The organism is Streptomyces albireticuli (assembly GCF_021228125.1).
GTDB classification, from domain to species: domain Bacteria; phylum Actinomycetota; class Actinomycetes; order Streptomycetales; family Streptomycetaceae; genus Streptomyces; species Streptomyces albireticuli.
Window position 1 is genome coordinate 172,416 of the sequence record NZ_JAJQQS010000003.1, and the last position, 26,784, is coordinate 199,199.

Sequence of the window (26,784 nt, forward strand, 5' to 3'; positions counted from 1 at the left end):
CCGCCCCAGCCCGGCTCCCCGTCAGGCCTTCGCATACTCGCGGAAGCCGCGGCCCGTCTTACGGCCCAGGCAGCCCGCCGCCACCAGGTGCTCCAGCAGCGGCGCGGGCGCGAGCCCGGGGTCGCGGAACTCCCGGTGCAGGACCTTCTCGATGGCGAGCGAGACATCGAGGCCCACCACGTCGAGGAGCTCGAAGGGGCCCATCGGATAGCCGCCGCCGAGCTTCATCGCCGCGTCGATGTCGTCCGGCGACGCGTAGTGCTCCTGCACCATCTTGACCGCGTTGTTCAGGTACGGGAAAAGCAGCGCGTTGACGATGAAGCCGGCCCGGTCCCCGCAGTCCACGGGGTGCTTGCGGACCCGGGCGCACACCGCGCGGGCCGTGGCGTGCGCGTCGTCGGCGGTGAGGACCGTGCGGACCAGCTCCACGAGCTTCATCGCGGGCGCGGGGTTGAAGAAGTGCATCCCGATCACGTCCTCCGGCCGCGAGGTGGCGCGGGCGCAGGCGATGACGGGCAGCGAGGACGTGGTGGTCGCCAGCACCGCGCCCGGCCTGCAGACCTTGTCGAGCGCGGCGAACAGCTGCTGCTTGACCGCCAGGTCCTCCGCCACCGCCTCGACGGCCAGGTCCACCTCCGCCAGCACGTCCAGCGAGTCCGCCGGGGTGATCGCCGCGAGCGCTCCCTCCCGCTCCACGGCCGTGAGCCGGCCCTTCTCCACCGACCTGGCCAGGGACTTCGCCACCCGCGCCTTCGCCGCCTCGGCCTTCTCGGGCGTACGGGCCGCGAGCACGACCCCGTACCCGGCCTTCGCGAAGACCTCGGCGATGCCCGCCGCCATGGTCCCCGACCCGACGACGCCGACCGACCGCACCTCGCGCCCGGCGGGGCCGTCCGCCGCCGCGCCCGGGGTCTGCGCGTCGGCCACGACGACCGCCGAGTGCGGAGCGTCGTAGGTGTAGAAGCCCCGGCCCGCCTTGCGGCCCGTCAGTCCGGCCTCGGCGAGCTGGGCGAGGACCGGGGCGGGTGCGTGCAGCCGGTCGTGCGAGGCCGCGTACATCGCCTCCAGGACCGTACGGGCGGTGTCGATCCCGATCAGGTCGAGCAGCGCCAGCGGACCCATCGGCAGGCCGCAGCCCAGCCGCATCGCCGCGTCGATGTCCTCGCGGGTGGCGTAGCGCGACTCGTACATCGCGGCGGCCTGGTTGAGATAGCCGAACAGCAGCCCGTCGGCGACGAACCCGGGCCGGTCCCCGACCGCCACCGGCACCTTGCCCAGCTCGCGGGCGAGCGCGGTGACGGCCGCGACGGCCGCCGGCGCGGTGAGCACCGAGGAAACGACCTCCACCAGCCTCATCGCCGGAGCGGGGTTGAAGAAGTGCAGGCCGAGCACCCGCTCGGGGCGGGCCGAGTCGGCGGCGAGCCGGGTGACGGACAGCGCGTTGGTGCCGGTCGCCAGGATCGTGTCGGGGCGCACCACCGCGTCGAGGGCGGTGAACACCTCGTGTTTGAGCGCGTAGTCCTCCGGCACCACCTCGATCACGAGGTCGGCGCCGGCGGCCTCGCGCAGCTCGCGTGAGGTGCGGAAGCGGGCCAGCGCGGCCTGCCGCTCCTGCTCGGTGATCCGCTCGCGCCGGACCGCGCGGGCGGTGGTGACCTCCAAGGACCGGACGGCGCGCGCGGCGGCCGTACCGGAGACGTCGACGCCGATGACCTCGCGGCCGGAGCGGGCGAGCACACCGGCGATGCCGGTGCCCATGGTGCCGAGGCCGATCACGGCGACGGTGCGGATGTTCCGGGCGTCAGGGGCTTCGGGGGCGACCGGGGCGGTCGGGAGCGGGGAGGGCGGAGGGGTGGACGGACGGTCCATCGCAAGACTCCAGGAGGTGTTCCCCGTGCGCGGGGGATGCGTCGGTTGGGTGCCGGTCGGGTGAGCGGTCACCGGCGGACCGCGCCGACCGTGGGATTTCCGGGTACGGGTAAGGAGCGCCCACGGAAAGGAAGTTGTGCGGCGGCGGGCCCTGTCCCGGGGCCCTGCCGTGAAGAGGTGCCGAACCGACGAACCGACGTCGAGGTCGGAGCGGTGGGCGGCTGCGTCACCAGGCCGCCCGAGCGGGGGTGCCGCTCTTGCCGGGAGATTAACTCACGGGTAACCAAGAGCGCCAGGGGGCGAGTGCGCGACTTACGATGTGGTCCAGGCCACTCGGGGAGGAGAGCGGGCAATGGAAGAGGAATTTCGCGCGCTGTTGAAGCGCGTACGGGCCGAACTGGTCAGCCCCACCGAGTTCGCGGCCTTCGAGGGGCTGCTCGCCCTCGTCCGCGGGGGCGACCGCGGCGCCCGCGCCGAGGGCCGCGCCCGGCGGCGCGACGAGCTCGCCGCCCTGCTGGTGGCCTCCGAACAGCCGCTGTGGGCGAGGGAGATCGCCGCCTTCGCGCTCGGCGCGGAAGGCGACCGGCGCGCCTTCGAGACCCTCGTCCTCCTCCTCAACTACCGCGAACCGGTGCGCTGCGCGACCGCCGCCGCGGTCCTCGCCCGGCTCGGGGACCCCCGTACGGCCCGCGCGGCCGCCGCCCTCGCCACGAATCCGCTGCGCACGGCCTACGCCCTGCACCCCGTCCGGCTGCTGACCGAACTGCGCGCCCCCGAGTCCGTACCGGCCCTGGTCGCCACCCTGGAGCGGCTCCTCGCGGCGCGCGACCACTGCTGGCCGGTGGCGCGGGCGTGTGTGGAGGGGCTGGGGACGCTGGGGGACCGGCGGGCGGAGGACGTGCTCGTCGCCGCGCGGCGGCACGACCGGTTACGGGTGGCGGCGCACGAGGCGCTGGCGCGGCTGGGGTGACGCCCCGGCCGTGCTGATCCGTCGCCCGGAACCGGGTGGAATCAGCCCGTCCGGCGTTCGAGGACACCGCGCGTCAGCGCGGGACCGGGGGACCGGGGGCCCGGGGGCTCGCCCCCGCCGCGCGGCGGAGCCGCACATCGGATGCGGCGGGAAGGGGCGGGGCGGGGAAAGGCTCGCCGTCCGGCCCCCCGGCATCCGCCCATGCCGCTCCGTTCGAGCCGGGAACGTGTGTTCCAGAACGCCGCCCCGCCCCGGATTTGGGCGCCTGTGGCGATGGTGGTTGGCTGGGGCGCACAGGCAGAAACGCCAAGCACGACGTCCGGGAGGACAAGCCATGGGCCAGGTCGAGGCCACCACGGAGCGGATCATCGCGGCGGACCCGGAGGAGGTGTTCGACGCGCTGGCGGACTACACCGGCACCCGGGCCAAGCTGCTGCCCGAGCACTTCAGCGAGTACGAGGTGCGCAAGGGCGGCGACGGCGAGGGCACCCAGGTGCACTGGAAGCTCCAGGCCACCAGCAAGCGGGTCCGCGACTGCCTGCTGGAGGTCACCGAGCCGACCACCGGACAGCTGGTCGAGAAGGACCTCAACTCCTCCATGGTCACCACCTGGACCGTCACCCCCGCCGGCGAGGGCAGGGCCAAGGTCCTGGTCTCCACCGTCTGGAACGGCGCGACCGGCATCGGCGGCTTCTTCGAGCGGACCTTCGCGCCCAAGGGGCTCGGCCGCATCTACGACGCCCTGCTGGCGAACCTCGCCGCGGAGACGGAGAAGGGCGCGGGCAAGTAGCGGACGCGTGGCGGTCGGGCGGTCGAGCGGCGACACCGGAGCGGTGACCTAGGAGCTTCACCGTTTCGAGTGGTTTCCCCCGCGCCGGGACGGCGTGCCGTATGCCTCCGACCGGCGAAAAGCCGCACAGGGGACACTCTCCGGGCAATCGTCGCGCTTGCTAGCCGTTGTCGCGAAATGCGAGAAAAGGGCGGCGACGCAGGCGCGACGAGGGGAGCGGTCCGTGGGAGGGACCACATTCGGGACCACCTTGGTACAGAGCGGCGGGCCACCCGTGCCGTACGGCGAAGGGCCGCCGCCGGGCACCCACGACGCCTTCCCGCCGCCCGTGGCCGGGCCCGCCCCGGCCCCCCGGGAACCCCGGCTCGGCCCGGCGCGGGTGCGGCTCGTCTTCGGCGGCCTCCTGCTCGCGCTGCTCCTCGCGGCGCTGGACCAGACCATCGTCGCCACCGCCCTGCCGAAGATCGTCGGGGAACTGCACGGACTCGACCGGATGTCCTGGGCCGTGACGGCCTATCTGCTGAGCTCCACGGCCGTCCTGCCGGTCTACGGCAAGCTGGGCGACCTCCTCGGACGCAAGGGCCTCTTCCTCTCCGCCATCCTCATCTTCGTCGCCGGCTCCGCGCTGGCCGGCCGCGCCCCGACCATGGACCAGCTCATCGTCTACCGCGCGGTCCAGGGCGTCGGCGGCGGCGGACTGATCATCGGCGTCCAGGCGATCGTCGCCGACCTCGTACCGCCCCGGGAGCGCGGCCGCTTCATGGGCGTCATCGCCGCCGCCTTCGGCCTCGCCTCGGTCGCGGGTCCCCTGCTCGGCGGCTTCTTCACCGACCACGCCTCCTGGCGCTGGTGCTTCTACCTCAACATCCCGGTCGGCTTCCTCACCTTCGTGGTCGTCGCCCTCGGGCTCCGGCTGCCGAAGCCCGCCCGCCGGGGGCGCTTCGACTTCTTCGGCGCGCTGCTCCTGATGGCCTTCTCGACCTTCCTGGTGCTGCTCACCACCTGGGGCGGCACCGAATACGCGTGGCGGTCGCGCGTCGTCCTCGGGCTCGCCGCGGGCGCGCTCGGCACGGCGCTGCTCTTCCTCGTCGTCGAGAACCTGGTCCGGGAACCGATCATCCCCCCGCACCTCTTCCGCGACCGGACCTTCACCGTCTGCGCGCTCGCGGGCGCGGCGGTCGGGGTCGCCCTCTTCGCCGCCGCCAGCTACCTGCCGACCTTCCTCCAGATGGTCGACGGCGCCGACGCCACCGAGTCGGGGCTGCTGATGCTGCCCCTGATGGGCGGCATCGTCCTCGCGTCCATGGTCACCGGCCAGCTCATCAGCCGCACCGACCGCTACCGCCCCTTCCCCGTCATCGGCACCGCCGTCGCGGCCGTGGGCATGTACCTGCTCTCGCACCTCGATTCCCACACCGAACGGGCCGTCTACAGCGCCTGGATGGGCGTCCTCGGCATCGGCATCGGGCTCGCCCTGCCGGTCCTCGTCCTCGCCGTGCAGAACTCCGTCCACCCCGCCGACCTCGGCACCGCCACCAGCGCCAACAACTACTTCCGGCAGATCGGGGGTTCGGTCGGCGCGGCCGTCTTCGGCACCCTCTTCGCCCGCCGCCTCACCGAGCGGCTCGGCGAGGAACTGCCGCACCGGCCCGGCCTGCCCTCCTTCGAATCCCTCACCCCGCAGCTGGTCAACGCCCTGCCCGCCGCCCTGCGCGACGGCTACGTCCGGGCGTACGCCGACGCCATGCCGCGGATCTTCCTCTACCTCGTCCCGGTGCTCGTCCTCGGCTTTCTGTTCGCCCTCCTGCTGAAAGAGAAGACCGTGGTGTCCCAGAACGCTTCCGAAGTCCCCGTCATCCCCGCCGCCCGCCCGGCGCCGCCGGACAACGAACCGGTGCTGCCCTTCGCGGCCGGCATCCCCGTCACAGGAACCGTCCAGCACCCCGACGGCACCATCGTGCCGCGCGCCGCCCTCACCCTCATCGACGTCGGCGGCCGGCAGGTCGGGCGCGGGGCGAGCGGCGAGGACGGACGGTACGCGCTGAGCACGCCGGGAACCGGCTCGTACGTCCTCATCGCCGCCGCGGGGGGCCACCAGCCGCAGGCGGTCACGGTCACCGTCGCCGAGCGGCCCGTGGAGCTCGACGTCGTCCTCGGCGGCGCCGGACGCCTCGCCGGCACCGTCCTCACGCCCGAGGGCACCCCCGTGCGGGACGCCCTGGTCACCCTGACCAATGTGCACGGCGAGGTCGTCTCCTCCACCCGCACCGGCCGCGAAGGCGCTTATGTGATCTCCGAGTTGGTCGCGGGCGAGTACACCCTCGCGGCCAGCGCCCCCGCCTTCCGGCCCGCGGCCCTCCCGGTGACCGTCCAGGCCTGCCGCGAGACCCGCCAGGACATCGAGCTCGCGGGCGGCGCGGTGCTGCGCGGCGTCGTACGGGCCGGCGGCGGGCGCGCCGTCGAGGACGCCCGCGTCACCCTCCTGGACGCCGCGGGCAATGTCGTGGACTCCACCACCACCGGCTCCGAGGGCGCCTTCCGGTTCGTGGACCTCTCGGCCGGCGAGTACACCGTCATCGCCGCCGGATATCCGCCCGTCGCCACGGTGTTGCAGGTCGCGGGCGGTGGCCGCACCGAGCGGGACCTCCAGCTCGGCCACTCCGACTAGCCCCGGCCGGCCGCCGGGGGCTTCCGGGGCGACCACGGGGGGCCGTCCGCCCCGGCGCCCGGGCGGGGGCACGCGCGCGCCGGGGAGCGAGGACGCTCCCCGGCGTGCGGCATCTTCGCGAACGGCCCCGCCGCGGACCGCCGGGGCCCTACGGTGGTAGCGGTGGCGCAGATCTTGCGTACGCGGCCCCTTGCGTACGCGTACGAAGGAGCAACCCGCCCATGGACCGTGGTACGCCGGAGCCCTTCTCCGCCCAGCGCCGGGCCGTCCCCGCGCGGATCGCGCTCGCGGTGGCCGTGGTGGACTCCGCCGGCCTGGTGACGCACTGGAGCGCGGGCGCCCACGGGCTGTTCGGGCACCCACGGGAGAGAGCCGTCGGCAGACCCGCGGCCGATCTCATGCCGATCAGCGGCGCCCTCCTCGCCGCACCCGGCTACCCCAGCTGCGGCCGGGCCCGCTCCGCGGGTTCGGTCCGGGGCCAGGTCGACGTGCTGTGGTGGGCCTACCCCCTCGTCGGCCCCGGCCCCGAGCGGCTGCTCGTGCTGGCCTCCGACGCCGCCGGGCTCTCCGGCGGCACCCACGACCGGGTCGCGCCCGGCTTCGCCCCGCACACCGTCCTCACCGGGGCCGGCGGGGAAGGCGGACGGAAGGGCGAGGTCCGGGGCCTCGCCGAGCTGCCCGGCATGGCACCGGCCGTGAGCGCCCGTATCGTCGCCCAGGTCCTCGAACTGGGCCACCCCGTCCTGGAGATCAGCCGCCGCGAGCGGATCCCCGTCACACCCGACTGGGCCACGCCGCCTCCCCCGCCCGAGACCCTGCCGCGGCAGGGCGGGCCGCGCGAGAACGCCGGCCCGCGTCCCGCCGCCCCGCAGCCCGCCGCCGCACCGGCCGCGGCGCGCACCCCGGCCCCGGTGTCAGGTGCCCGCGGCGTCCTCCTCCTCGACGACGCCCGCCCGCACACCCGTCAGGAAGCCGCCGACGAGCCCTGCCAGGACGGCACGCGCACGGCCGGCTGCGACACCGTCACCCGCCGGCCGCCCGGCACCCGCCCCGGCCGTGGCGGCTGGTCCGACACCGTCCGGCTGCCCGGCTCGCGCACCGCGCTCGTCGTCGGCGGCGTCCTGGGCCGGGCCCCGGACACGGAGGCGACGGCGGGTCGGCTGCGCACCGCCGTCCAGACCATGGCCGCCCTCGACCTGCCGCCCGGCCGGCTCCTGAGCCGGCTCGACGACCTCGCGCGGCGGCTCGGCGCCCGCTCCCCGGCCACCTGCCTCTACGCCGTCTACGACCCGATCCGCTCCGAACTGACCCTTGCCAACGCCGGGCACCTCCCGCCCGTCCTGCTCCGCGCGGACGGCGGCGGCGCGCCCCTGGAGCTGCCCACGGGCGTGCCCATCGGCATCGGCGGGGTGGCGTTCGAGCCGGTCACGGTGCGGGTGGCGCCCGGTGACCGGCTGGTGCTGTGCACCGACGGCCTGCTGGAGGTGCGCGGCCGGAGCGGCGCGGAGGGGAGCACCGGCCTGGCCGCCCTGTGCGCGGCCGTCCCTCCCGCGGCCTCCCTGGACGACGCCTGCGACGCCCTCGCCCGTGCCCTCGGCGCGGGCCGCGAGGACGGCCCGGGGCTCCTGATGGCCCGGCTGAGCGGCATCCCGCCGGAGCACGTCGCCGAATGGCGGCTGGACCCGGCACCGCGCGAGGTGGGCCGGGCGCGCCGGCTGGTCGCGGAGCGGCTGCGCGCGTGGGGACTGGCCGAGGCGGTGGAGACCGCGACCGTCCTCGTCAGCGAGATCGTCACCAACGCCGTGCGGCACACCGCGTCCCGTCACCTGGGCCTGCGACTGGTGCGTACGGACACGCTGTTGTGCGAGGTCACCGACGAGGATCACACGCTCCCCGCGCTGCTCGGCAGCGACCTCGGGGACGAATTCGGGCGGGGCCTGCGGGTGGTGGGCGGCCTGGCGCGGGAGTGGGGCGCGAGCCACGACCCCCGGGGCAAGACCGTGTGGTGCGAGCAGTCGCTGCCCCGGGCCGCCGACGCGGGCGGCTGAGCCCCGCCGGTCTCACCCCTCCATGGCGGCGCGGTGGGCCTTGGCCAGCTCGGCGTACATCGTGCCGTTGAGCGTGATGCCCTCGCGCTCCTCGTCGGTCAGCTGCCGCCGGACCTTGGCGGGCACCCCGGCGACGAGCGCCCCGGGCGGCACCCGCATCCCCTGCGGCACCAGAGCCTGCGCGGCGACCATGGCGCCGGCGCCGATGACCGCCCCGTTGAGCACCGTCGCGCCCATGCCGATCAGGGCGTCGTCCTCGACCGTGCAGCCGTGCAGCACGGCGTTGTGGCCGACCGAGACCCGCTCGCCGACGGTGACGGGGAAGCCCAGGTCGACGTGGACCGAGCAGTTGTCCTGGATGTTGCTGTCCGCCCCGATGACGATCGGCCCGCAGTCGGCCCGCAGCACCGCGCTGTACCAGACGCTGGCCCCCGGGTGCAGGGTCACCTCGCCGACGACCACCGAGGTCGGCGCCGTGAAGGCATCCGGGTCCACCTTCGGCTCCTTGCCGCCCACCGCCGCGATCAACGCCCGTTCGGCCATTGCTGTCCCCTCGCTCCTGCGTGTACCCGTGGCCGGCGCCGGCCTCGATCGATGACACGTGCACGGGCGGGACGATGTGGATCCCGCCCCGTGCCGCACAGCATATGCAGGCCCGGGGGAGCGGGCCCGGGAGCCCTGCCCCTCCGTCAGCCCGCCGCCCCGCCCCCCTCCTCCGCACGCCGTCGGCGCAGCAACAGCAGCGCCGCCAGCGCCGCCACACCGCAGGCGCCCGCCCCGGAGGCGTAGGCGAGATGGGTGCCCTCCAGGAACAGGGTGCCGACCCTGCTCAGCACCTCGGGGCGGATCCGCTCCGGCAGCGCGGCGGCGCCGGAGAAGTCCCCGGACGCGATCTTGTCGACCGCCTCCGGCGGCAGCGGCAGCCCGGCGAGCGCGGTGGACGCCCCCGAGCCGAGGTGATGCGAGACCAGGGTGCCGGAGACGGCGACGCCGAAGACCGAGCCGACCTGCCGCGAGGTGTATCCCACGCCGGAGCCGGTGCCGGCCCGCTCCTCGGGGACGGCCCGCAGCAGCGCGGCCGTGACGGGCGGGCCGGCGAAGCCCGCGCCCAGGCCGAGCAGCAGGAACTGCCACCAGTAGTGGGAGAAGCCGTCCTGGTACTCCAGCAGGAGCAGCCCGGCCAGGCCGCCGGCCATGGACACCGCGCCGACGAAGGCGGTGAGCCGGACCCCGACGCGCTCGCCGAGCATGACGCCGAGCACGGAGGTGACGGCGACGGTCACGGTCATCACGACCGTCCGCACCCCGGCCTGCACCGGGCTCAGCCCGTCGACCTCCTGGAGGGTGAGCATCAGCAGGAACACCGCGCCGAACATCGCCCCGAACACGGTGAAGTTGATGATCGCGCCCGCGCTGACGTGCGGGTGCCGGAAGAACCCCAGCGGCAGCATCGGGTGCTTCTGGCGTGCCTCCCAGAGGACGAAGGCGATCAGCGCGACGGCCGCCCCGGCGAAGCAGCCGAGGATGCGCCCCGAGGCCCAGCCCGCGGAGTTGCCCTCGATCAGGGCGTAGGTGAGCAGCCCGACCCCGGCCACGAAGAGCAGCTGCCCGCCCAGGTCCATGCCGGTGCGCTGCTCCGGGCGGGCGTGGGGCAGCAGCACGACGAGGACGGCGACGGCGAGGACGCCGACGGGGAGGTTCACCCAGAACACGCTCTGCCAGCCGTACTGTTCGACGAGGAGACCGCCGATCAGCGGCCCGGCGGCCAGGGCCAGACCGGCCACGGCGGACTGGACGCCGACCATGCGCCCACGGGCCTTCTGGTCGGGGAACAGCTGAGTGATGATCACCATCGAGACGGGCATCAGGACGGCGCCCGTGACGCCCTGCGCGGCACGGGCCACGAGCAGCGTCGCCACGCTTCCCGAGAGCGCGCACCATACCGAGGTGAGGGTGAAGCCCACGAGCGCCCCGGTGAACAGCCGCTTGGCGCCGATCCGGTCGGCGAGCGCGCCCGCGCTCAGCAGCAGGCAGGAGAAGGTGAGCAGATAGGAGTCGACGACCCACTGGAGGCCGCGGACGTCCGCGCCGAGGTCGTCCTGGAGATCGGGCAGCGCCACATTGACGACCGTGGTGTCCAGGAACACCAGGAAGAGGCCGCTGAACAGCGCGAGCAGCAGCAGCGGGCTGACCTTGCCCTCCGCCGGCCCGCCCAGCGCGTCCGGCCGCCCGCTCTCCGACGCGGCCCCGGCGCCGCCCGCCGCGCCGACGACCTCAGCCATTCCGCTTCTGCCACCCTTCGAACTCGACCAGATCGTGGGCGCTGAAGACCTCGACGTCCGTCGTCCGGCGCAGCTCACGCAGCCGCGCCACGTTGGGCAGCCGCTGGGGCAGCACCTCGAACTTCTTCTGGAAGGCGCGCAGCCCGGGGGAGCAGTACGGCGGGCTCTCCACCTCGCCGTGGAACATGTACGCGTCGCCCGCGTGCAGCAGCGGGCCCGTCCCGGTGTCGACGGCCACACCGATGTGCCCCCGGGTGTGCCCGAGCAGCGGCACGAGCAGGATCTCCGGCGGCAGCCCGGCGATCTGCCGCACGCACTCGAAGCCGAACCACTTCTCGCCGTCGGCGAGTTCGTGGACGACCCAGCGCGGTCCGTGCTCCCACTGCGTCGGCCGGTAGCGGGCCCGCTCCAGCTTGGTGCGGGGCTCCATGGCCGCGCGGAACTCCGGCCCGTAGACGTGCACCTGGGCCTCGGGGAAGTCGGCCAGGCCGCCGGTGTGGTCGCGGTCCAGGTGGGTCAGCACGATGTGCCGTACGTCCCGGGGGTCGTGGCCGAGCGCGGTCAGCTGGCTGACCGCGGTCTCCTCCGGGCGCAGCGCGGGGCGGGAGCGCAGCATGAAGGCGCGCCCCAGCCTGCCCAGCGGGTCGGCGGCGTCCTTCGTGCCGAAGCCGGTGTCGACGAGGACCAGGCCCCCGTCGGTCTCCAGGAGCAGGCAGTGGCACACCATGTGCCCGGCGCGGAACAGGCTCCCGCGGCCGTTGATGAGCTTCTGCGAAGGCGGTCGGTACGTACCGAAGTTGAGGTGCCGCACACGCATGTGGCTGGTTCCCTTCACTCGGGACACTCGGGTCCGATGACACAGGATGCTGCGGGCGCGGCGCCGGAGGAACAGGGCCGGTGCCACCGCCGCGCCCGCGCCCCGGCCGTGACGGTCAGCCGGCGCATCGGATCCCGTCCCGCCCGGCCCGGTGCGCCAGCAGCCGGAGGTAGGCCCCGAGCGCCGGGCGGGCCGCGCCGCCCGTCGGCAGCCAGGGGCCGCGGGCGCGGTGCCAGGGCAGCGGCGGAGGGGGGCCGCCGTCGGCCGGCGGCGGCGCGTGGCCCGTGAGCGCGTCGGCGAGGTACGCCCCGGTGGCCACCGACAGGGCCAGGCCGTGGCCGCAGCAGCCGCCCGCGAACCAGGTGTCCGGGGCGATCCGCCCGACCACGGGCAGGTCGTCGCCGGTCATGCCGATCCGCCCGGACCAGCGGTGGGTGATCTCCACGTCGGGGGGAAGCCGTCCGGCGAGCCAGTCCCAGGCGCGCTCGCGCCGGGCCGGGCGGGACGGCGGCGGGCAGTCGGCCGGGCCGCCGCCCATGATCAGCCGGCCGTCCGGGGTCAGCCGGTAGTAGGGGCCCAGCGGGGTGACGTCGATGACCGGCTCCGCGCCCAGCCGGGCACGGAGCGCGGGCGGCAGCGGCGCGGTCGCGACGGCCCGCACCTCCAGCGGGGCGACCGTGCCGACGGGCAGCCGCAGCGACCGCGCGAAGCCGTTGACGGCGAGGACCACGCGCCGGGCCCGCAAGGTCCCCGAGGGGAAGGTGAGTTCACCCGGGCGCAGGGACCGCACCGGGCTGCGGTCGTACCGGCGCGCGCCGCGCCGGGTCACCTCGGCGGCCAGCGCCGCGGTGAGCGCCGCCGGGTCGAGGGTGGCCGCGACCGGGAAGCGCAGCGCGGCGTGGAAGCCGCCGGGATCGGGGAGCAGTTCGGGGTCGAGGCCCAGCGCGCGGTACGCGGCGGCCCGGCGGGTCAGTACGGCGGCGGCGCGGGGCGAACCGGCCACCACGAGCTGGCCGGCCGGGACCAGGCCGCAGTCGGCGCCCAGCTCGCCGGCCAGCTGGACGGTCTGCCGCACCCAGCCGACGCTGGCCTCGTAGGCGCGGCGGGCGGTCTCGTCGCCGAAGCGCCGCCGCGCGACGTCGACGGGCGGGCCGACGCGGGGCCCGAGCAGCCCGGTGCCGCGGCCGCTGGCCCCGGCGCCCGGCCGGCCGGCGTCGACCAGGACGAGGTCGAGTCCCGGCGCCCGGGTGAGCAGGCGGTAGGCGGTGGTCAGCCCCGTGAGGCCGGCGCCCACGACGGCCACGTCCGCCGTGACCCGGCCGGTGAGCCGGCCGGCCCGGGGCGTGTCGTCGGGGCGCCACGGCGGCTCCTCGCGGGGCCGCGGCTCAGTTCTCGGCGAACGCATCCCGCCGCTCCCTCGCCGACAGCTCACGGAACCCCCGGTCGTGCCAGATCAGCGGCTCTCCCCTGCCGTCGCTCACGGAGATGACGCTCCCGACGACGACGCTGTGGTCCCCGTACCGCCGTTCGTCCGCGAGGGCGCACGTCGCCCAGCCCAGGGTGCCGGGCAGGACGGGGATGCCGAGCGCCCACTGGAACTCCACCCCGGCGAACTTGCCGGTGCCCGAGCTGCCGGCGAAGGCGGCCGCCAGGGCGGTCTGCTCCGCCCGCAGGAGGTGGATCGCGAACGCCCGGCGGGTGCGGATCGCCGTCAGGGTGCCGGACCCCGTGGCCAGGCAGACCAGCATCATGGGCGGCCGGAGCGACAGCGTGGTGACCGACGACGCGGTGAGCCCCAGGGGTTCACCGTCGAGGCCGCACGTGGTCACCACCGTCACCCCGGCGGCCAGCTTCCGGTAGAGGCTCCGGCAGGCTTCCGTGCCGAGCTCGGGTGCCGCGGCGTACACGCTGTTCACGGCTGCCCCGACTCCGCGAGTTCCGGGTCCGCCACGATCTCCTGCGCCTCCCCGAGCAGCCCTTCGAGGATCCTCAGGATGTTGTCGCGCAGGGCCGCCTCGGCGACCGGGTCCAGGATCGCGGCCAGGGTCGGGATGCCCAGGTCGAACTCCGCGTCGAAGCGCACCAGGGTGCCCGCGCCGTCCGCGCCCACCCCCCAGGTGCCGCGGAACGTCGCGAAGTCACCGCTGACCTGCTCGAAGGCGATGGCGGAGGCCTCGGGCGAAAAGGTGTCGCGCTCCGTCCACTTCATCAGCCCGTTGCGGAAGTGGACGGCCCACTCCGACAGTACGGAGCCGTCCGGCGACGGCGGGCGCACGACGACGCTCTCCACGGTCGCGGTCAGCTCGGGGTAGCGGGCGAAGTCGCTGATCCGGGCGTAGGCATCGGTGGGGGCGATCGCGGGGGCGAGCACCCGGAGGGTCACGGTGGGCATGGTGGGAAACCTTTCGTTCAGGCGCGTCCCGCGACGGCGGTCAGCGATTCGTCGACCACCCGCAGGAACAGCTGGATCTCGTCCTCGGACAGGCAGGCCGGAGGGGTGAGGCGGAGCACCTCGGAGGCGTTCAGGGAGTGGTTGACGAGCACGCCGCGGTCCATGAACTCCAGCAGCAGCTCGCCGACGAAGCGCTGCGCCACCGGCTCGACGCCGATCAGCAGGCCGCGCCCCCGGACGTCGGCGATCAGGTCGGGGGCCCGCTTGGCGACGATCTCCCGGACCTCGGTGAGCAGGCGTTCGCCCAGCCGCGCGGCCCGGGCCACGACCCCCTCGTCGCGGATGGTCTCCACCGCGGCCAGGGCCGCCGCGCAGGCGATCGGCGAGGCACCGAAGGTGGAGGAGTGCAGGACCGGGTCCCGGCCGAACGGGAGGTACGCCGCGGGCCGGGCCACCATCGCCGCGGCCGGTACGACCCCGCCGGACAGGCCCTTGCCGACCAGCAGCACATCGGGCACGACGTCCTCGCTCGCGCAGCCCCACCAGGTGCCGAGCCGCCCGAGCCCGGTCTGGATCTCGTCCACGATCAGGAAGGCGCCGGACTCCTCGCAGACGTCGGCGACCGCGCGCAGATACCCGGGCGGCGGTATCCGCACCCCGCCCTCGCCCTGCACGGGTTCGACGACGACGCAGCCGCGTCCGGGGGTGGCCGCGAGCGCCTCCCGGACCGCCGCGGCGTCCCCGTAGGGCACCTCGCGGACGCCGGGCAGCAGGGGCTCGAAGGGGTCCTGGTACGTCCGGTTCGCGGTGACGCTCAGCGCGCCGAGGGTCTTCCCGTGGAAGCCGCGCCGGGTGGTGACGACGGCGTTCCGGCCGTGTGCCCTGGCCAGCTTCAGAGCGGCCTCGGTGGCCTCCGCGCCGGAGTTGACGAAGTGGACCATGTCCAGGTCGCCGGGGGTGACGGAGGCCAGCGCCGCCGCCGCGGCGGCGCTCACCGGCTCCAGGAAGACCCGGGTGGCCAGCGGGTGAGTGTCGATCTGCTCCTTGACGGCGCGGACCACCCGCGGGTGGCGGTGGCCCAGGATGAAGACGCCGTACCCGCCGAGGTCCAGGTACCGCTTGCCGTCGGCGGCGGTGATCCACGGCCCTTCGGAGTAGGTCTCGACGACGGTGCCGAGCAGCCGGGCCAGGGCGGCCTTGCCGGGGCCGAAGTGCCGCTCGTAGCGGAGCCCGGTGAGTTCGGTGACGGTGGGGCCCGGGGCGTCCCCGGGGCCCTCGGCGAGGAGCGCGTTCCCGGGGCCCGCACCGGTGGTCCGGGCCCTCATGCCGCCTTCCCCACGGCCGGCGCCTTGGTGGCGATCCAGTACGCGACGGACTTCCCGAAGGCGGCCAGCAGCCTGTCGTGGGTGATCTCGTCGGCCATGCCCAGCGCCCCGAAGGAGGACTCCAGGTGGGCGGAGGACTGGAAGAGCAGCATCAGGTCCTCGAAGCCCGCGAACCGCCGGCGCAGCGACCGCGGGATCACGTCCTGCATCATCGGCAGCAGCAGCCGGTTGACGGCCTCCGCCGGCATCAGCCGGGGCGGGGGCGGCCGGTGCCCGAAGCGCTCGGCGACCCGGAGGATGCGGTCGATGTGCTCGCCCACGGTGGGCGAGGCGGGGCCGCCGGTGAGCCAGTACTCGCCGGAGGTGACGCCGTCGCGCAGCAGCTTCCCCACGCCCCGGGCCACCAGGTCCTGCGGGATGTGGTCGAACGGCGACCCGGCGGCGGCGGGCACCACCGGGATCGCGCCGTGCACACAGCCGGCGATCACCTGGTGCATGCCCTGGAAGGCCGCGATCCGCCCGGTGCGGGAGTCGCCGCCGACCACGGAGGGGCGGACGATCGCCGCCTCCAGGCCGCTCTCGCGCACCAGCCGCTCGGCGGCGATCTTGGAGGCGACGTAGGCGCCCGGCCCGGAGGCCGTCCGCTCCTCCTCCTGGGGGCGGGCGACGAACGCGGTGCTGACGTAGGTGAGGGGCGCCCGGGCGGCCTCGGCGAAGCCGAGCATATGGGCGGTGCCGGTGGTGTTGGCGGCGAACAGGGTCTCCCGCGAGGCGTTCCAGGCCGTACGGGCCCCCGAGTGCAGCACCAGGTCCACCCGGCGCGCCAGGTCGTGGAACCCCTCGGCGCCGAGCCCGAGAAGGGGGTCGTCGAGGGTGCCCTGGAGCTCCGTCACCCGGGGGTCGTCGACCGGCGCGCGGTGGCGCAGGGCGATCACCCGGTGGTCCTCGGCGAGCTCCTCCACGAAGGCCCGCCCGAGCACTCCGGTGGCCCCCGTGAGCAGCAGCGTCGGCTTGCTCATTTCCTTGCTCCCTAAACTATTTCCAGCGAGTGGCCCGCGAGGTAGCGGGCCAGGGGCGCGGCCATCTTGGCGCGGGCGGGCGGATGCAGCCCCAGCCCGTGCACGGCGGCCGCCAGGTAGCCGATGTCGTCGGAGCTCATGAAGTTCAGGCCGCCGAGCAGCTCCACGGCGCGCGGGACGACCCGCGCCAGGGTGTCCTGGGCTGCGTATCGCACGTGCAGGGAGTCCACCAGCAGCTCCTGCCCGCACAGCGCGGCCCCGGTTTGCCGGGCCACGTTCTCCACCGCCGCCACGGCGGCCTCCAGTTCGCCCACCAGCCGCACCCGCTCCAGGTCGGGCACGCGTTCGTTGCCGACCAGCCGCTCCACCAGCGCGCTCGCGGCTCCCAGGTAACTGGCCGTCATCAGCAGCTCGAACCAGACGAACCCGGTGGTCTGGATGTCGTCCAGCACCTCGCCCTCGGGCACCTCCGTGCGGACGACGAGGTCGTGCGGTACGAGCACGTCGGTGACGGTTACCTGGTCGCTCTCCGCGCCGGCGAGGGCGAAGCTGCCCCAGAACGGGGACACCGTGAGCCCCGGGCTCTCCGCAGGGATGAGGACGACGGCCAGCTGCTCGCCGCGGCCGTCCTCACGGGGCACCATCACGCTCGCGGTGAGCAGGTCCATCGAACGGGCCAGGCTGCACGGGCGCTTCGCGCCGTTCATCACCACTCCGGCCTCGGTGATCCGGGCCGACATGGTGGGGCGCAGGATGCTGCCGTTCGGCTGTCCCTCGGCGAAGCCGGAGGCCAGCAGCAGATTGCCGTTCACGACGCCGGTCAGCAACATCCATTCGAAGCCGTTGCCGGTCTCGCTCAGCGCGACCAGGCTCGCCAGCGAGAAGTGGTGCATCGTGGTGGCGACCGCCAGCGAAGGCGAGCGGGAGCCGATGGCCCGCTGCACCCGGACCGCGGCCAGGGCGTCGGCGCCCTTGCCGCCGTGCGCGGCGGGCACGAGCAGCCCCGCGCCGCCCGCTTCCCTGAACGCCTTGACGCCGGGGTTGCCCGGGCGCTCCAGCTCGCCCAGCGGACGTCCGGCCAACTCCTTGTCCAGACCCGGCAGGAGCGAGTCGAGGGCCGCCCGCTCCCTCGCCAAGAACCTCATGTCATCCGCCTTTCGACGCGCCTCGGTACGGGGCACTGCGCTCGGTGGGGCCGCGCGGGCGGCCCGCTGACTTCAGATGGCATTGACGACCCGCATGAGCCGTACGATCGCGCCGAGGCTCGGCCGGCCCTCGAACGCGAGGTACTCCGGCAGGACGACGTGCGGGGCCCACTTCTCCTTGTAGGCGAGCTGGGTCCGCGACGGGTACACCTTCTCGCCGTGCGCGGCGAGGAACCGCACGATCCTGGCGACGCCCGCCCCGGCCCCCGGCATCTCAGGCTCGCTGTCAAGACCCACGAACGGGGTGAAGCCCAGATGGAGCCATGCCGCGTCCTCGGCCGAGAACGCCTCGACGGCGGTGGCGTTGATCGCCTCCATCACCCCGGGCGGCGCCTCCCGGCGGCGCCGGGTGAGGTCGTGCAGCCAGCCGGGGCGGGTGCCGTAGACGGGGGAGTAGGAGATGTAGCCGACGGCGGCGCCCTCGATACGGCCCACGAAGAGCCGGCGCGACGCTGCGGCCCCGCCCAGCCGTTCCCCGACGAGGAAGGCCAGCTCTTTGGTGAACCGCCCCTTGCCGCGCAGCCAGTCCCGGTCGACGGCGGTCAGCTCCGCGTCGACCGCGAAGGGGTCGGCCTCCTCGACGACGAGCCCGCTCCGCCGCGCCCGGGAGATCTTGTTGCGGAGCCGGACGAAGGGCTTGCCGCGCAGGGTGAAGTCCGCCAGCCGGATCGCGTAGGACGAGCCCAGCCGGTTGACGGTGAAGCCGTTCGCCGCGTAGAGCCGGGCGTCCTCGCTCTGGAGCTGCACGGCGATGACCCGCTTGCGGGACCGGGCCGCGTGCGCCCGGAAGGCCGCCAGCAGGGCCGCCCGGTCCACGGGGTGGGCGAAGGGGCCGCCGAACTGGAGGAGATGGCGCCCCGAGGCGCGGTAGGCGACGAAGCCGTCGAGCCCGTCGCTCCGGAAGTGCTCGGTGCGTTCGTTGAGGGCGAGGAAGGCGCTGGGGTTGTCGGCGTACCGCTGGAGGAGCTTGTGGATCTCGTCAGGCGCCGGGGTGGCGGGCCGCATCGGCGGAACTCCTCACTGTGGACGCGTCCGGAGCTCCGGCCGCACGGGACGTCACGCGGGAGTCCGCGGGGGCGGTCGCGGAGGCGGCCGCGTGCGAGGCCGGGAGGGAGCAGGCCGTCTCGAATTCCTCGAACAGCCTGTCCTTCTTCGGCTCGAAGGAGATCCGGAACGGCTTCAGGGAATTACCGAAGATGCCGCGGTCGCCCAGCAGATGGACGGGAACCGCGAGCAACGCCCATTCCGGTCGCACCAGCCATGCCCAGAGTCCGACGACGGCGCCTCCCGTGAGCAGGCTGTGCATGATGTTGTAGGCGATGTAGTAATTCCTGGAGATGTCCCCGGTGCGTGACCTGCGGAACGCGACGGCGCCCGGGATATAGCCGATCGCGTCGATGACCACGAAAAGCCCGATGAACACGGGCCAGCGGATCTCGCCCCAATGTATGACGGTCAGCGTGACGGCGACCGCGAAACCGGCCAGCCATTCGAGCCGGGACAGCAGAAAGGTGTTCCTTGTTTCGAAATGGTTGAGCGCGTCCATGTGATCCCCCGTATCGCACCCGGCAGCACCCGCCGGGCGGGGCGCCGGCCGTCGGCCGGGTGCCCTGTCCGTCGTATGTCGCCGGGTCACTGAGGACCATGACGCGTCCGGCGCTTCCGAGGTTGCCCAGAGTGCGGGAGCCGAAGGGGCGGAGAGATCCCCCTAGGCCCCCCTAATCTTCGGACGATCGGACTCCGCCGGGGCCCGTATCGCGGGCTTTTCCGTATCGGCGCAGGCGGGCGCGGTGAGAGGGCGCGCCGGGAAGATCCTTTCCGGTGAATGATCCGTCCGGCGCGGAATGCGGATCGCCGAGCCCCCGGGCGTGAGCCGGAGGGACGGAGGAATGATCCACCGCCCCCGTTCACTCCGCGCCTCGCGCAAAGATTGGGTAAAGGCGATCGAAGGTACGGACCTCCGGGGGTTACGTTTGGGTCTGCCGGGATCGAACAACATCTCGACACGGGGGTGATGTGTGAACGACCGTTCGAGCTCGGGTCGTTCGCGCGTCCAGCACTTGATGTGTGTCGGCCGGTCAGGCCGGGGGGCCGTCGGTCGCCGCCGCATGGGGGATGCAGGGAAATGGCGACGCTGGTGGAAAGGGAGGACGCGCTTGCGACTCTCAGGAACGCCTATGAGGAATGCGAGGGAGGCCGCGGTCGCACGGTAGTGGTCAGCGGCCCGCCGGCCGGCGGCAGGTCGGAACTCCTGCACGCCTTCTGCGACGACGTCCTCGGCTCCGGGGCCCTGCTGCTCATGGCCGCCGGCTCCCGGCCGGAACGCGCCGTGCGGCTCGGCGTCTTCAGCCAGCTGGCGCACAACGCCCCGCTGCCGCCGGACCTCGTCCGCCGGGTGGCCGAAGCGGTGGTCGATCCGGCCTTCGCGCCGGAGGGGGCGCGTGAGCCGGAGCGGGCGGGAAGGGTGGAGGGGGCAGGAGGGGCGAGGCGGCCGGAGGAGCCCGAGGCGTCCGCCCCCGCGTTCTCCCGCCGTTCCGAAACCGCCCTGATCAGGGAGGCGTGCGAGGCCCTGCGCAAGCTGGCGGAGCGCCGCACGGTCGTGATCGCCGTCGACGACCTCCACTTCGTGGACGAGGAGTCCCTGCGCGCCCTGCTGTACCTGCGCCGGTGCGTCCGGCCCGCCCGCACCCTGCTGTTGTTCACCGAGTGGGCCGACGCCTGGTGCGCCCGGTCCGCCTCCTCCGCGCTGCGCGCCGAGCTCACCGGCCCGCCGTACCGCCGGATCCGGCTCGCGCCCCTGACCCGGGACGGGGTGGCCCGGCTCGTCGCCCGGAGCCTCGGCCCGGCCAGGGCGGCCCGCTGCGCCGCCACCTACCACCGGCTCACCGGGGGCAACCCCACGCTGGTGCGCGCCCTGATCGAGGACGACACGGCCGCGGGCGACCCGGGCGGCCCGCCCGCGGTGGGGGAGGCGTTCGACCGCGCCGTGCTCGCCTGCCTGCACCGCTGGGACCCCGCTCCGGCCGGCCTCGCGCGCGGTGTCGCCCTGCTCGGCCCCCGCGCCTGTGCCCGGCTCGTCGGCGAACTGCTGGACTCGCCCCCCGACCTCGTCACCCGCGGCCTGGAGGCGCTCGGCGAGGCCGGGCTGCTGGAGGCCGGCCGGTTCCGCCACCCCGCCGTCGCCGAGGCGGTGCTGAAGGACCTGGACCCCGCCGAGGCGTCCCGCCTGCGCACCCGTACCGCCGAACTCCTCTACCACCACGGCGTGGTGGCCGAGGAGGTGGCCGACCACCTCCTGGCCGGGGGCGGGGTGCCCGGCCCGTGGGCGGTCGGCCCGCTGCGCGAGGCGGCCCGGCGGGCCCTCGCCGCCGACGACGCGCGCCTGGCCGCGGAGCGCCTCGACCTCGCCCGCCGGAGCTGCCGGGACGCCCGCGAACACGCCTCCGTCACCGCGGAGTTGGCCATGGCCCGCTGGCGGACCAACCCCTCCGCCGCGATCCGGCTGACCCCGCTGCGCGACGCCCTCTCCCACCCCGGGCCCAGCGACCGGGACATGCCCGTCGTCGTCCGCAACCTGCTCTGGCGGGGCGACCACGGCGAGGCGGAGAAGGCGCTCGCCCTGCTGTACGGCGGGCACGGCCGGCCCGACGCCCAGACGGCCGCCGAGATCGACCTCACCTACCAGTGGATCTACGGTCCGCGCCGTGCCGCCACCGCCCGGCCGGACGCGGCCGACCCCTGGACCCGGGCGGCCGCGGTCCTCGGCGCGCGGCTGCACGCGTGGCGCCGGGACGAACTCGTCGAGAGCGCCTGGCACCTGCTGCGCGGCTCACGGCTGAGCGAGACCTCGCTGGGCGTCCTCGCCACCGGCCTGGTCGCGCTCACCTACGCCGACGAGCTGGACTGCGCCGTGGCCTGGTGCGACAGCCTGGTGGCCGAGGCGGTCCGGCGCCGCGCCCCCGCCTGGCGGGCGCTGCTCGGCGGCGTGCGCGCGGACCTCGCGCTGCGCCAGGGGGACCCCGTCGCCGCCGGGGCGTACGCCCGGACGGCGCTCGACCTGGCGAGGGCGCAGAGCTGGGGCGTGCTGATCGGCTACCCGCTCTCCACGCTGGTCCTCGCGGCGACGGCCACCGGCGCGTACGACGAGGCGTACGCGGAACTGGAGCAGACGCCGCCGGACCACACCTTCGAAACGGTGTTCGGGCTGCGATATCTGCACGCCCGCGGCCATCTGCACCTCGCGACGGACCGGGTGCTGGCCGCGTACACCGACTTCACGCGCTGCGGTGACCTGATGCGCGAGTGGGGCGTCGACATCCCGGCCCTCGTGCCGTGGCGCGGCGACCTCGCCCGGGTGCAGCTGCGGCTGGGCAACCGGGAGGCGGCCCGCGACCTGGTGACCGCGCAGCTGGCCCGCCCCGGCGCGATCGGCGCCCGGCTGCGCGGTGTCTCACGGCGGATCCTCGCCGAGAGCGGCGGCCGCGGGGAGCGCCTGCCGCTGCTCCGCGACGCCGTCGCCGATCTGCGCGCGTCGGGCGACCGGCTCGAACTGGCCCGGGCCCTGGCGGACCTCAGCCGCGCCCACCACGAGGCGGGGGACCCCGGGCGGGCCCGCCGGACGGCCCTGGCCGCGGCGGAGGAGGCGCGGGCCGGCGGCGTCACGGTCAGCACACCGGACTTCCTCGACCTGGTGCGGGAGCCCGGGGCCCGGCCGGGGCCGCCCGCCCGGCCGGGGCCGCCCGCCCGGCCGGGGCCTCCCGACGGCGACCGGCTCGCCGCCCTCAGCGACGCCGAGCTGAGGGTGGCCGCGCAGGCGGCGCTCGGCTACACCAACCGGGAGATCGGCACCCGGCTCCACATCACCCCGAGCACCGTCGAGCAGCATCTGACCCGCGTCTACCGCAAGTTGTGCGTCGGCGGCCGCCGCCATCTGCCGGCCGCGCTCCTGCCGGTCCTCCCGGAGGCGGCGGAGCGGCGGCAGGCCGTGTGAGGGCGACACACGCTTCCGTGCCCGCCGGGCTCTGGTCCGGGCGTGCGCCCTCGCGTAGCGTGACGGGACATGAAGATCCTGATCTCCGCGGACATGGAAGGCGTCACGGGTGTCACCTGGCCCGCCGACGTGCTGCCCGGCGCGTCGCAGTGGGAGAGGTGCCGGCACCTGTTCACCTCGGACGTGAACGCGGCCGTCGCCGGGTTCTTCGCCGGGGGCGCCGACGAGGTCCTGGTCAACGAGGCGCACTGGTCCATGCGCAACCTCCTGCTGGAGGAGCTGGACGAGCGGGCCACGCTGCTGACGGGCAAGCACAAGTCCCTGAGCATGGTCGAGGGCGTCCAGCACGGGGACGTGGACGGCATCGCGTTCGTCGGGTACCACGCGGCCGCGGGGGCCGAGGGGGTGCTCGCCCACACCTATCTGGCGAACTCGCTGACCGGCGTATGGGTGGACGGCACGCGGGCGAGCGAGGGGTTGCTCAACTCTCTGGTCGTCGCGGAATACGGTGTGCCCGTGGTGCTGGTGACCGGCGACGACCGGACCTGCGAGGACGCCAAGAGGTATGCCCCCGATGCCCGTTCGGTCGCCGTCAAGGACTATGTCTCACGGTACGCGGCGGTCTGCCGCCCACCGGCGCGTACGGCTGCGGACATCCGGGCCGCCGCGCGGGAGGCGACCGCCCTCGCGGTGCGGCACGAACCGGTCCGGGGCGGTCCCTTCACGCTGGAGCTGGAATTCGACGCCGAGCATCTGGCCGGGCAGGCCACCTGCGTCCCCGGCGTCGAGCAGTGCGGTGAGCGCCGGGTCTCCTACACCACGCCGACCATGTACGAAGGCATCCGCTGCTTCAAGGCGGTCACGACCGTCGTGAGCGCGTCGGTGGAGGAGCAATATGGCTGAGAGCGGGACGGGCACGGCGACCGGGACGGGGCACACGGGTCCGGACGAGCGGGCCCTGGAGGAAGTGGTCCGCTTCACCTCGGACCTGATCCGGATCGACACCACCAACCGCGGTGACGGGGACTGCCGGGAGCGCCCCGCCGCCGAGTACGTCGCCGGCCTGCTGGCCGACGCCGGGATCGAGCCGGTCCTGCTGGAGCGGGAGCCGGGGCGCAGCAACGTCGTCGCCCGGATCCCCGGCACGGACCCGGCCGCCCCGGCCCTGCTCGTCCACGGTCACCTCGACGTGGTGCCCGCCGACCCGGCCGACTGGACCGTCCACCCCTTCTCGGGCGAGGTCCGGGACGGCACGGTGTGGGGCCGCGGCGCCGTCGACATGAAGAACATGGACGCGATGGTGCTGGCCACCGTGCGGTCCTGGGCCCGCTCGGGCGCCCGGCCGCGCCGGGACGTCGTGCTCGCCTTCACCGCCGACGAGGAGGACCGCGCGAGCGCGGGCGCCCGCTTCCTCGCCGAGGAGCACCCCGGCCTCTTCGAGGGCTGCACGGAGGGCATCGGCGAGTCGGGCGCGTACACCTTCCACGCGGACGGCGGGCTGCGGCTCTACCCGGTGGCCGCGGCGGAGCGCGGCACGTGCTGGATCGAGCTCACGGCCCGGGGCACGGCCGGCCACGGCTCCAAGATCAATAACGACAACGCGGTCGTGGCCCTCGCCGCGGCCGTGACCCGGATCGGCGCGCACGAATGGCCGGTGCGGCTCTCCCCGGCCGTCCGTGCGGCGCTGCGCGAGATCTCGGCCCTCTACGGCATCGACGCCGACCCGGACGCCCGGGGCTTCGACGTGGACCAGCTGCTGGCCAAGCTGGGCACGGCGGCCAAGCTGGTGGCCGCGACGGTGCGCAACAGCGCCAACCCCACGATGCTGAACGCCGGGTACAAGGTCAACGTGATCCCGGGGGCCGCCACCGGCCGGGTCGACGGCCGGGTGGTGCCGGGCGGCGACGACGACTTCCGCGCCACCATGGACCGGCTCACCGGTCCCTCCGTGGACTGGGAGTTCGTCCAGCACGGCCCGGGCACCCAGGCGCCGGTGGACGCCCCCCTGTTCGCGAGGATGCGGGCGGCCGTCGAGCGCTTCGACCCGGAGGGGCACGTGGTGCCGTTCTGCATGTCCGGCGGCACGGACGCCTATCAGTTCGCCCGTCTGGGCATCGCCGGCTACGGCTTCTCGCCGCTGCGGCTGCCCGTCGGCTTCGACTATCAGGCGCTGTTCCACGGAGTCGACGAGCGGGTGCCGGTGGACGCGCTGCACTTCGGCGTCCGGGTGCTCGACCACTTCTTGCTCGACACAGTCTGATGGTCCGTCCTGAGGAGGCGTAAGCAACATGGTGTCCACGGCGCCCTACGGAGCGTGGCAGTCCCCGATCGACGCCGAGCTCGCCGCGTCGCACGGCGGCCGGCCGAACTTCGTGGGCACGGTCGGTGACGAGGTGTGGTGGGTGGCGCCGCGCCCGCGCGAGGAGGGCCGCTTCGCCCTGGTGCGCCGGCGGGCCGACGGCGAAGAGCGGGCGGTGCTGCCCGCGCCGTGGAACGTCCGCAACCGCGTCTTCGAGTACGGCGGCCACCCCTGGGCGGCAGTGCCCCGGGAGACCGGCGGCCCGCTGGTGGTCTTCACCCACTTCACCGACCAGCGGATCTACGCCTACGAGCCCGACGCCCCGGACGGCGGCGGGCCCCGGCCCCTGACGCCCCTGTCACCGGTCGGCGGCGGCCGCCGCTGGGCGGACCCGGTGCTGCTGCCGGAGCGCGGCGAAGTGTGGTGCGTGCTGGAGGAGTTCACCGGCGAGGGCCCGTCGGATGTGCGCCGGGTGCCGGTGGCCGTGCCCCTGGACGGCTCCGCGGCCGAGGACCGGGGCGCGGTCCGGGAGCTCACGGAGGACACGCACCGCTTCGTCACCGGGCCCCGGCTCTCCCCGGACGGGCGGCGAGCGGCCTGGATCGCCTGGGACCACCCGCGGATGCCCTGGGAGGGCACCGAGCTGCGGACGGCCGAGGTGACCGGGGACGGCCGCCTCTCGGGGGCGCGCACGGTGCTGGGCGGTCCCGGGGAGGCCGTCGCCCAGGTGGAGTGGGCCCCGGACGGCTCGCTCCTCGCGGCGAGCGACCGCTCCGGCTGGTGGAACCTCCACCGGGTGGACCCGGACACGGGGGAGCACACCGTCCTGTGCCGCCGCGAGGAGGAGTTCGCGGGGCCGCTGTGGGTGCCGGGGCTGCGCTGGTTCGCACCGCTGCCGCACGGCCTGATCGCCGTGGTGCACGGCCGCGGGGCCGCGGTCCTCGGGATACTCGACCCGGCCACCGGCGAGGTGGTCGACGCGGCCGGGCCGTGGACGGAGTGGGCGGCGACGCTCGCGGTCAGCGGCACCCGGGCGGTCGGCGTCGCGGCGAGCCCCCGCAGCGCCTACGAGGTGGTGGAGCTGGACGCGTGCACCGGCCGCGCCCGCGCGATCGGCGCCCGGCACGTCGACCGGGTGGACGCCGCGTACTACCCGGAGCCGCGGGTCCGGGTCTTCGCCGGCCCGGACGGGCGGGAGGTCCACGCCCACGTCCACCCGCCGCACAGCCCCGACTTCACCGGCCCCGCGGACGAGCTGCCGCCGTACGTGGTGTGGGCGCACGGCGGCCCCACCGCGCGGGCGCCGCTCGTCCTCGACCTGGAGATCGCCTACTTCACCTCGCGCGGCATCGGCGTCGTCGAGGTGAACTACGGCGGTTCGACCGGGTACGGGCGGGAATACCGCGAGCGGCTGCGGGGCCGCTGGGGCGTGGTCGACGTGGAGGACTGCGCGGCCGTCGCCGAGGCGCTCGCCGCGGAGGGCACCGCCGACGGGGCCCGGCTGGCGATCCGCGGCGGCAGCGCGGGCGGCTGGACGGCCGCCTGCTCGCTCACCACCACCGGCCGCTACGCCTGCGCCACCATCCTCTACCCGGTGCTGGACCTGCTGACCTGGGCACGCGGCGGTACCCACGACTTCGAATCGCGCTATCTGGACAGCCTGATCGGTCCCGTCGAGGACATCGGCCGCTATCAGGAGCGCTCGCCGCTCGGCCGGGCCGACCGCGTCTCCACCCCGTTCCTGCTGTTGCAGGGGCTCGCGGATCCCATTTGTCCGCCCGAGCAGAGCGAGCGGTTCCTGGAGGCGATCGCCGGGCGCGGGGTGCCGCACGCCTATCTCACCTTCGAGGGGGAGGGGCACGGCTTCCGGAGGGCCGACACCATGGTCCGCGCGCTCCAGGCGGAGCTCGGGCTCTACGCCCGGACCTTCGGGGTCACGGTGCCGGGGGTGCCCGCGCTGGAGCTCGTGAAGTGAACCCGGGGCCCGCGAGGGACGGGTGAGGGGCGGTCAGGGGGGCGTACGCCGGGGGCGCCTCCCTATAGGCAAGAGCCTGAGGTTAGCCTAACCTAAGCCTATATTCGTGCTCGCTGTGCCCACGCGTCGCTCCGG

At 74.8% G+C, this 26,784-nt stretch carries 20 protein-coding genes; 8 read left to right on the forward strand and 12 right to left on the reverse strand.

Annotated elements, in window-relative coordinates:
- Positions 1–21: 21 nt before the first annotated feature.
- Positions 22–1,869, reverse strand: coding sequence for a 3-hydroxyacyl-CoA dehydrogenase family protein (locus tag LUZ64_RS05535; RefSeq protein WP_095580187.1), 1,848 nt, complete (start codon positions 1,867–1,869; stop codon positions 22–24).
- Positions 1,870–2,221: 352 nt separating this feature from the next.
- Here LUZ64_RS05535 and LUZ64_RS05540 point away from each other — a divergent pair, with 352 nt between their 5' ends.
- The 4 genes from LUZ64_RS05540 to LUZ64_RS05555 all read left to right on the forward strand — a co-directional run bounded on the left by LUZ64_RS05540 (position 2,222) and on the right by LUZ64_RS05555 (position 8,345).
- On the forward strand, positions 2,222–2,839 hold the full coding sequence (locus LUZ64_RS05540; protein ID WP_095580185.1) for a HEAT repeat domain-containing protein: 618 nt from the start codon (positions 2,222–2,224) through the stop codon (positions 2,837–2,839).
- Positions 2,840–3,173: 334 nt separating this feature from the next.
- On the forward strand, positions 3,174–3,629 hold the full coding sequence (locus LUZ64_RS05545; RefSeq protein ID WP_095580183.1) for an SRPBCC family protein: 456 nt from the start codon (positions 3,174–3,176) through the stop codon (positions 3,627–3,629).
- Positions 3,630–3,852: 223 nt separating this feature from the next.
- Complete coding sequence (locus LUZ64_RS05550) at positions 3,853–6,297, forward strand: MFS transporter (RefSeq protein WP_372471939.1); 2,445 nt, start codon at positions 3,853–3,855, stop codon at positions 6,295–6,297.
- 221 nt (positions 6,298–6,518) lie between these two features.
- Complete coding sequence (locus LUZ64_RS05555) at positions 6,519–8,345, forward strand: SpoIIE family protein phosphatase (RefSeq protein WP_095580179.1); 1,827 nt, start codon at positions 6,519–6,521, stop codon at positions 8,343–8,345.
- A gap of 12 nt (positions 8,346–8,357) precedes the next feature.
- Here the strand turns inward: LUZ64_RS05555 and LUZ64_RS05560 are convergent, their stop codons facing one another.
- The 11 genes from LUZ64_RS05560 to LUZ64_RS05610 form a co-directional block, all read right to left on the reverse strand.
- A complete protein-coding gene (locus LUZ64_RS05560) occupies positions 8,358–8,888 on the reverse strand; it encodes a gamma carbonic anhydrase family protein (RefSeq protein ID WP_095580177.1) in 531 nt (176 codons plus the stop codon).
- A 146-nt stretch (positions 8,889–9,034) separates the two neighbouring features.
- Positions 9,035–10,627, reverse strand: a complete 1,593-nt coding sequence (locus LUZ64_RS05565; RefSeq protein ID WP_095584714.1) for a DHA2 family efflux MFS transporter permease subunit — start codon at positions 10,625–10,627, stop codon at positions 9,035–9,037.
- The gene (locus tag LUZ64_RS05570) at positions 10,620–11,444 is read right to left on the reverse strand and encodes an MBL fold metallo-hydrolase (protein ID WP_095584715.1); all 825 of its coding nucleotides are present in this window, start codon (positions 11,442–11,444) and stop codon (positions 10,620–10,622) included. Before LUZ64_RS05570 ends, LUZ64_RS05565 begins: the two co-directional genes overlap by 8 nt.
- A gap of 115 nt (positions 11,445–11,559) precedes the next feature.
- The gene (locus LUZ64_RS05575; protein ID WP_095584716.1) at positions 11,560–12,849 is read right to left on the reverse strand and encodes an NAD(P)/FAD-dependent oxidoreductase; all 1,290 of its coding nucleotides are present in this window, start codon (positions 12,847–12,849) and stop codon (positions 11,560–11,562) included.
- Positions 12,830–13,360: a flavin reductase family protein gene (locus LUZ64_RS05580; protein WP_211305176.1), complete on the reverse strand. Its 531-nt coding sequence runs from the start codon at positions 13,358–13,360 to the stop codon at positions 12,830–12,832. The genes LUZ64_RS05575 and LUZ64_RS05580 overlap by 20 nt, the downstream gene beginning before the upstream one ends.
- A complete protein-coding gene (locus tag LUZ64_RS05585) occupies positions 13,357–13,836 on the reverse strand; it encodes an SRPBCC family protein (RefSeq protein WP_095584717.1) in 480 nt (159 codons plus the stop codon). Before LUZ64_RS05585 ends, LUZ64_RS05580 begins: the two co-directional genes overlap by 4 nt.
- A 17-nt stretch (positions 13,837–13,853) precedes the next feature.
- Positions 13,854–15,161, reverse strand: coding sequence for an aspartate aminotransferase family protein (locus LUZ64_RS05590; RefSeq protein ID WP_095584718.1), 1,308 nt, complete (start codon positions 15,159–15,161; stop codon positions 13,854–13,856).
- Positions 15,158–16,180, reverse strand: coding sequence for an SDR family oxidoreductase (locus LUZ64_RS05595; protein ID WP_095584719.1), 1,023 nt, complete (start codon positions 16,178–16,180; stop codon positions 15,158–15,160). The genes LUZ64_RS05590 and LUZ64_RS05595 overlap by 4 nt, the downstream gene beginning before the upstream one ends.
- A gap of 11 nt (positions 16,181–16,191) precedes the next feature.
- Complete coding sequence (locus tag LUZ64_RS05600) at positions 16,192–17,325, reverse strand: acyl-CoA dehydrogenase family protein (RefSeq protein WP_095584720.1); 1,134 nt, start codon at positions 17,323–17,325, stop codon at positions 16,192–16,194.
- Between the two features lie 72 nt (positions 17,326–17,397).
- Positions 17,398–18,390 carry a DUF2156 domain-containing protein gene (locus LUZ64_RS05605; protein ID WP_095584721.1) on the reverse strand — a complete coding sequence of 331 codons (993 nt, stop codon included), beginning with the start codon at positions 18,388–18,390 and terminating at the stop codon, positions 17,398–17,400.
- Positions 18,365–18,931: a hypothetical protein gene (locus tag LUZ64_RS05610; protein WP_211305177.1), complete on the reverse strand. Its 567-nt coding sequence runs from the start codon at positions 18,929–18,931 to the stop codon at positions 18,365–18,367. The genes LUZ64_RS05605 and LUZ64_RS05610 overlap by 26 nt, the downstream gene beginning before the upstream one ends.
- A gap of 579 nt (positions 18,932–19,510) precedes the next feature.
- Here LUZ64_RS05610 and LUZ64_RS05615 point away from each other — a divergent pair.
- The 4 genes from LUZ64_RS05615 (at position 19,511) to LUZ64_RS05630 (ending at position 26,649) form a co-directional block, all read left to right on the forward strand.
- Positions 19,511–22,375, forward strand: a complete 2,865-nt coding sequence (locus tag LUZ64_RS05615; protein WP_170116946.1) for a helix-turn-helix transcriptional regulator — start codon at positions 19,511–19,513, stop codon at positions 22,373–22,375.
- Positions 22,376–22,444: 69 nt separating this feature from the next.
- Positions 22,445–23,278 carry a M55 family metallopeptidase gene (locus tag LUZ64_RS05620; protein WP_095584723.1) on the forward strand — a complete coding sequence of 278 codons (834 nt, stop codon included), beginning with the start codon at positions 22,445–22,447 and terminating at the stop codon, positions 23,276–23,278.
- Positions 23,271–24,635, forward strand: coding sequence for a M20/M25/M40 family metallo-hydrolase (locus tag LUZ64_RS05625; protein WP_095584724.1), 1,365 nt, complete (start codon positions 23,271–23,273; stop codon positions 24,633–24,635). Before LUZ64_RS05620 ends, LUZ64_RS05625 begins: the two co-directional genes overlap by 8 nt.
- A 28-nt stretch (positions 24,636–24,663) precedes the next feature.
- Positions 24,664–26,649, forward strand: coding sequence for a dipeptidyl-peptidase 5 (locus LUZ64_RS05630; RefSeq protein ID WP_095584725.1), 1,986 nt, complete (start codon positions 24,664–24,666; stop codon positions 26,647–26,649).
- The last annotated feature ends 135 nt before the right edge of the window (positions 26,650–26,784 follow it).

Coding starts and splice junctions, on each gene's coding strand:
- LUZ64_RS05535 (WP_095580187.1), bottom strand. CDS start 1,869: ATGGACCGTCCGTCCACCCCTCCGCCCTCCCCGCTCCCGACCGCCCCG.
- LUZ64_RS05540 (WP_095580185.1), top strand. CDS start 2,222: ATGGAAGAGGAATTTCGCGCGCTGTTGAAGCGCGTACGGGCCGAACTG.
- LUZ64_RS05545 (WP_095580183.1), top strand. CDS start 3,174: ATGGGCCAGGTCGAGGCCACCACGGAGCGGATCATCGCGGCGGACCCG.
- LUZ64_RS05555 (WP_095580179.1), top strand. CDS start 6,519: ATGGACCGTGGTACGCCGGAGCCCTTCTCCGCCCAGCGCCGGGCCGTC.
- LUZ64_RS05560 (WP_095580177.1), bottom strand. CDS start 8,888: ATGGCCGAACGGGCGTTGATCGCGGCGGTGGGCGGCAAGGAGCCGAAG.
- LUZ64_RS05565 (WP_095584714.1), bottom strand. CDS start 10,627: ATGGCTGAGGTCGTCGGCGCGGCGGGCGGCGCCGGGGCCGCGTCGGAG.
- LUZ64_RS05570 (WP_095584715.1), bottom strand. CDS start 11,444: ATGCGTGTGCGGCACCTCAACTTCGGTACGTACCGACCGCCTTCGCAG.
- LUZ64_RS05575 (WP_095584716.1), bottom strand. CDS start 12,849: ATGCGTTCGCCGAGAACTGAGCCGCGGCCCCGCGAGGAGCCGCCGTGG.
- LUZ64_RS05585 (WP_095584717.1), bottom strand. CDS start 13,836: ATGCCCACCGTGACCCTCCGGGTGCTCGCCCCCGCGATCGCCCCCACC.
- LUZ64_RS05590 (WP_095584718.1), bottom strand. CDS start 15,161: ATGAGGGCCCGGACCACCGGTGCGGGCCCCGGGAACGCGCTCCTCGCC.
- LUZ64_RS05595 (WP_095584719.1), bottom strand. CDS start 16,180: ATGAGCAAGCCGACGCTGCTGCTCACGGGGGCCACCGGAGTGCTCGGG.
- LUZ64_RS05600 (WP_095584720.1), bottom strand. CDS start 17,325: ATGAGGTTCTTGGCGAGGGAGCGGGCGGCCCTCGACTCGCTCCTGCCG.
- LUZ64_RS05605 (WP_095584721.1), bottom strand. CDS start 18,390: ATGCGGCCCGCCACCCCGGCGCCTGACGAGATCCACAAGCTCCTCCAG.
- LUZ64_RS05610 (WP_211305177.1), bottom strand. CDS start 18,931: ATGGACGCGCTCAACCATTTCGAAACAAGGAACACCTTTCTGCTGTCC.
- LUZ64_RS05615 (WP_170116946.1), top strand. CDS start 19,511: ATGGCGACGCTGGTGGAAAGGGAGGACGCGCTTGCGACTCTCAGGAAC.
- LUZ64_RS05620 (WP_095584723.1), top strand. CDS start 22,445: ATGAAGATCCTGATCTCCGCGGACATGGAAGGCGTCACGGGTGTCACC.
- LUZ64_RS05625 (WP_095584724.1), top strand. CDS start 23,271: ATGGCTGAGAGCGGGACGGGCACGGCGACCGGGACGGGGCACACGGGT.
- LUZ64_RS05630 (WP_095584725.1), top strand. CDS start 24,664: ATGGTGTCCACGGCGCCCTACGGAGCGTGGCAGTCCCCGATCGACGCC.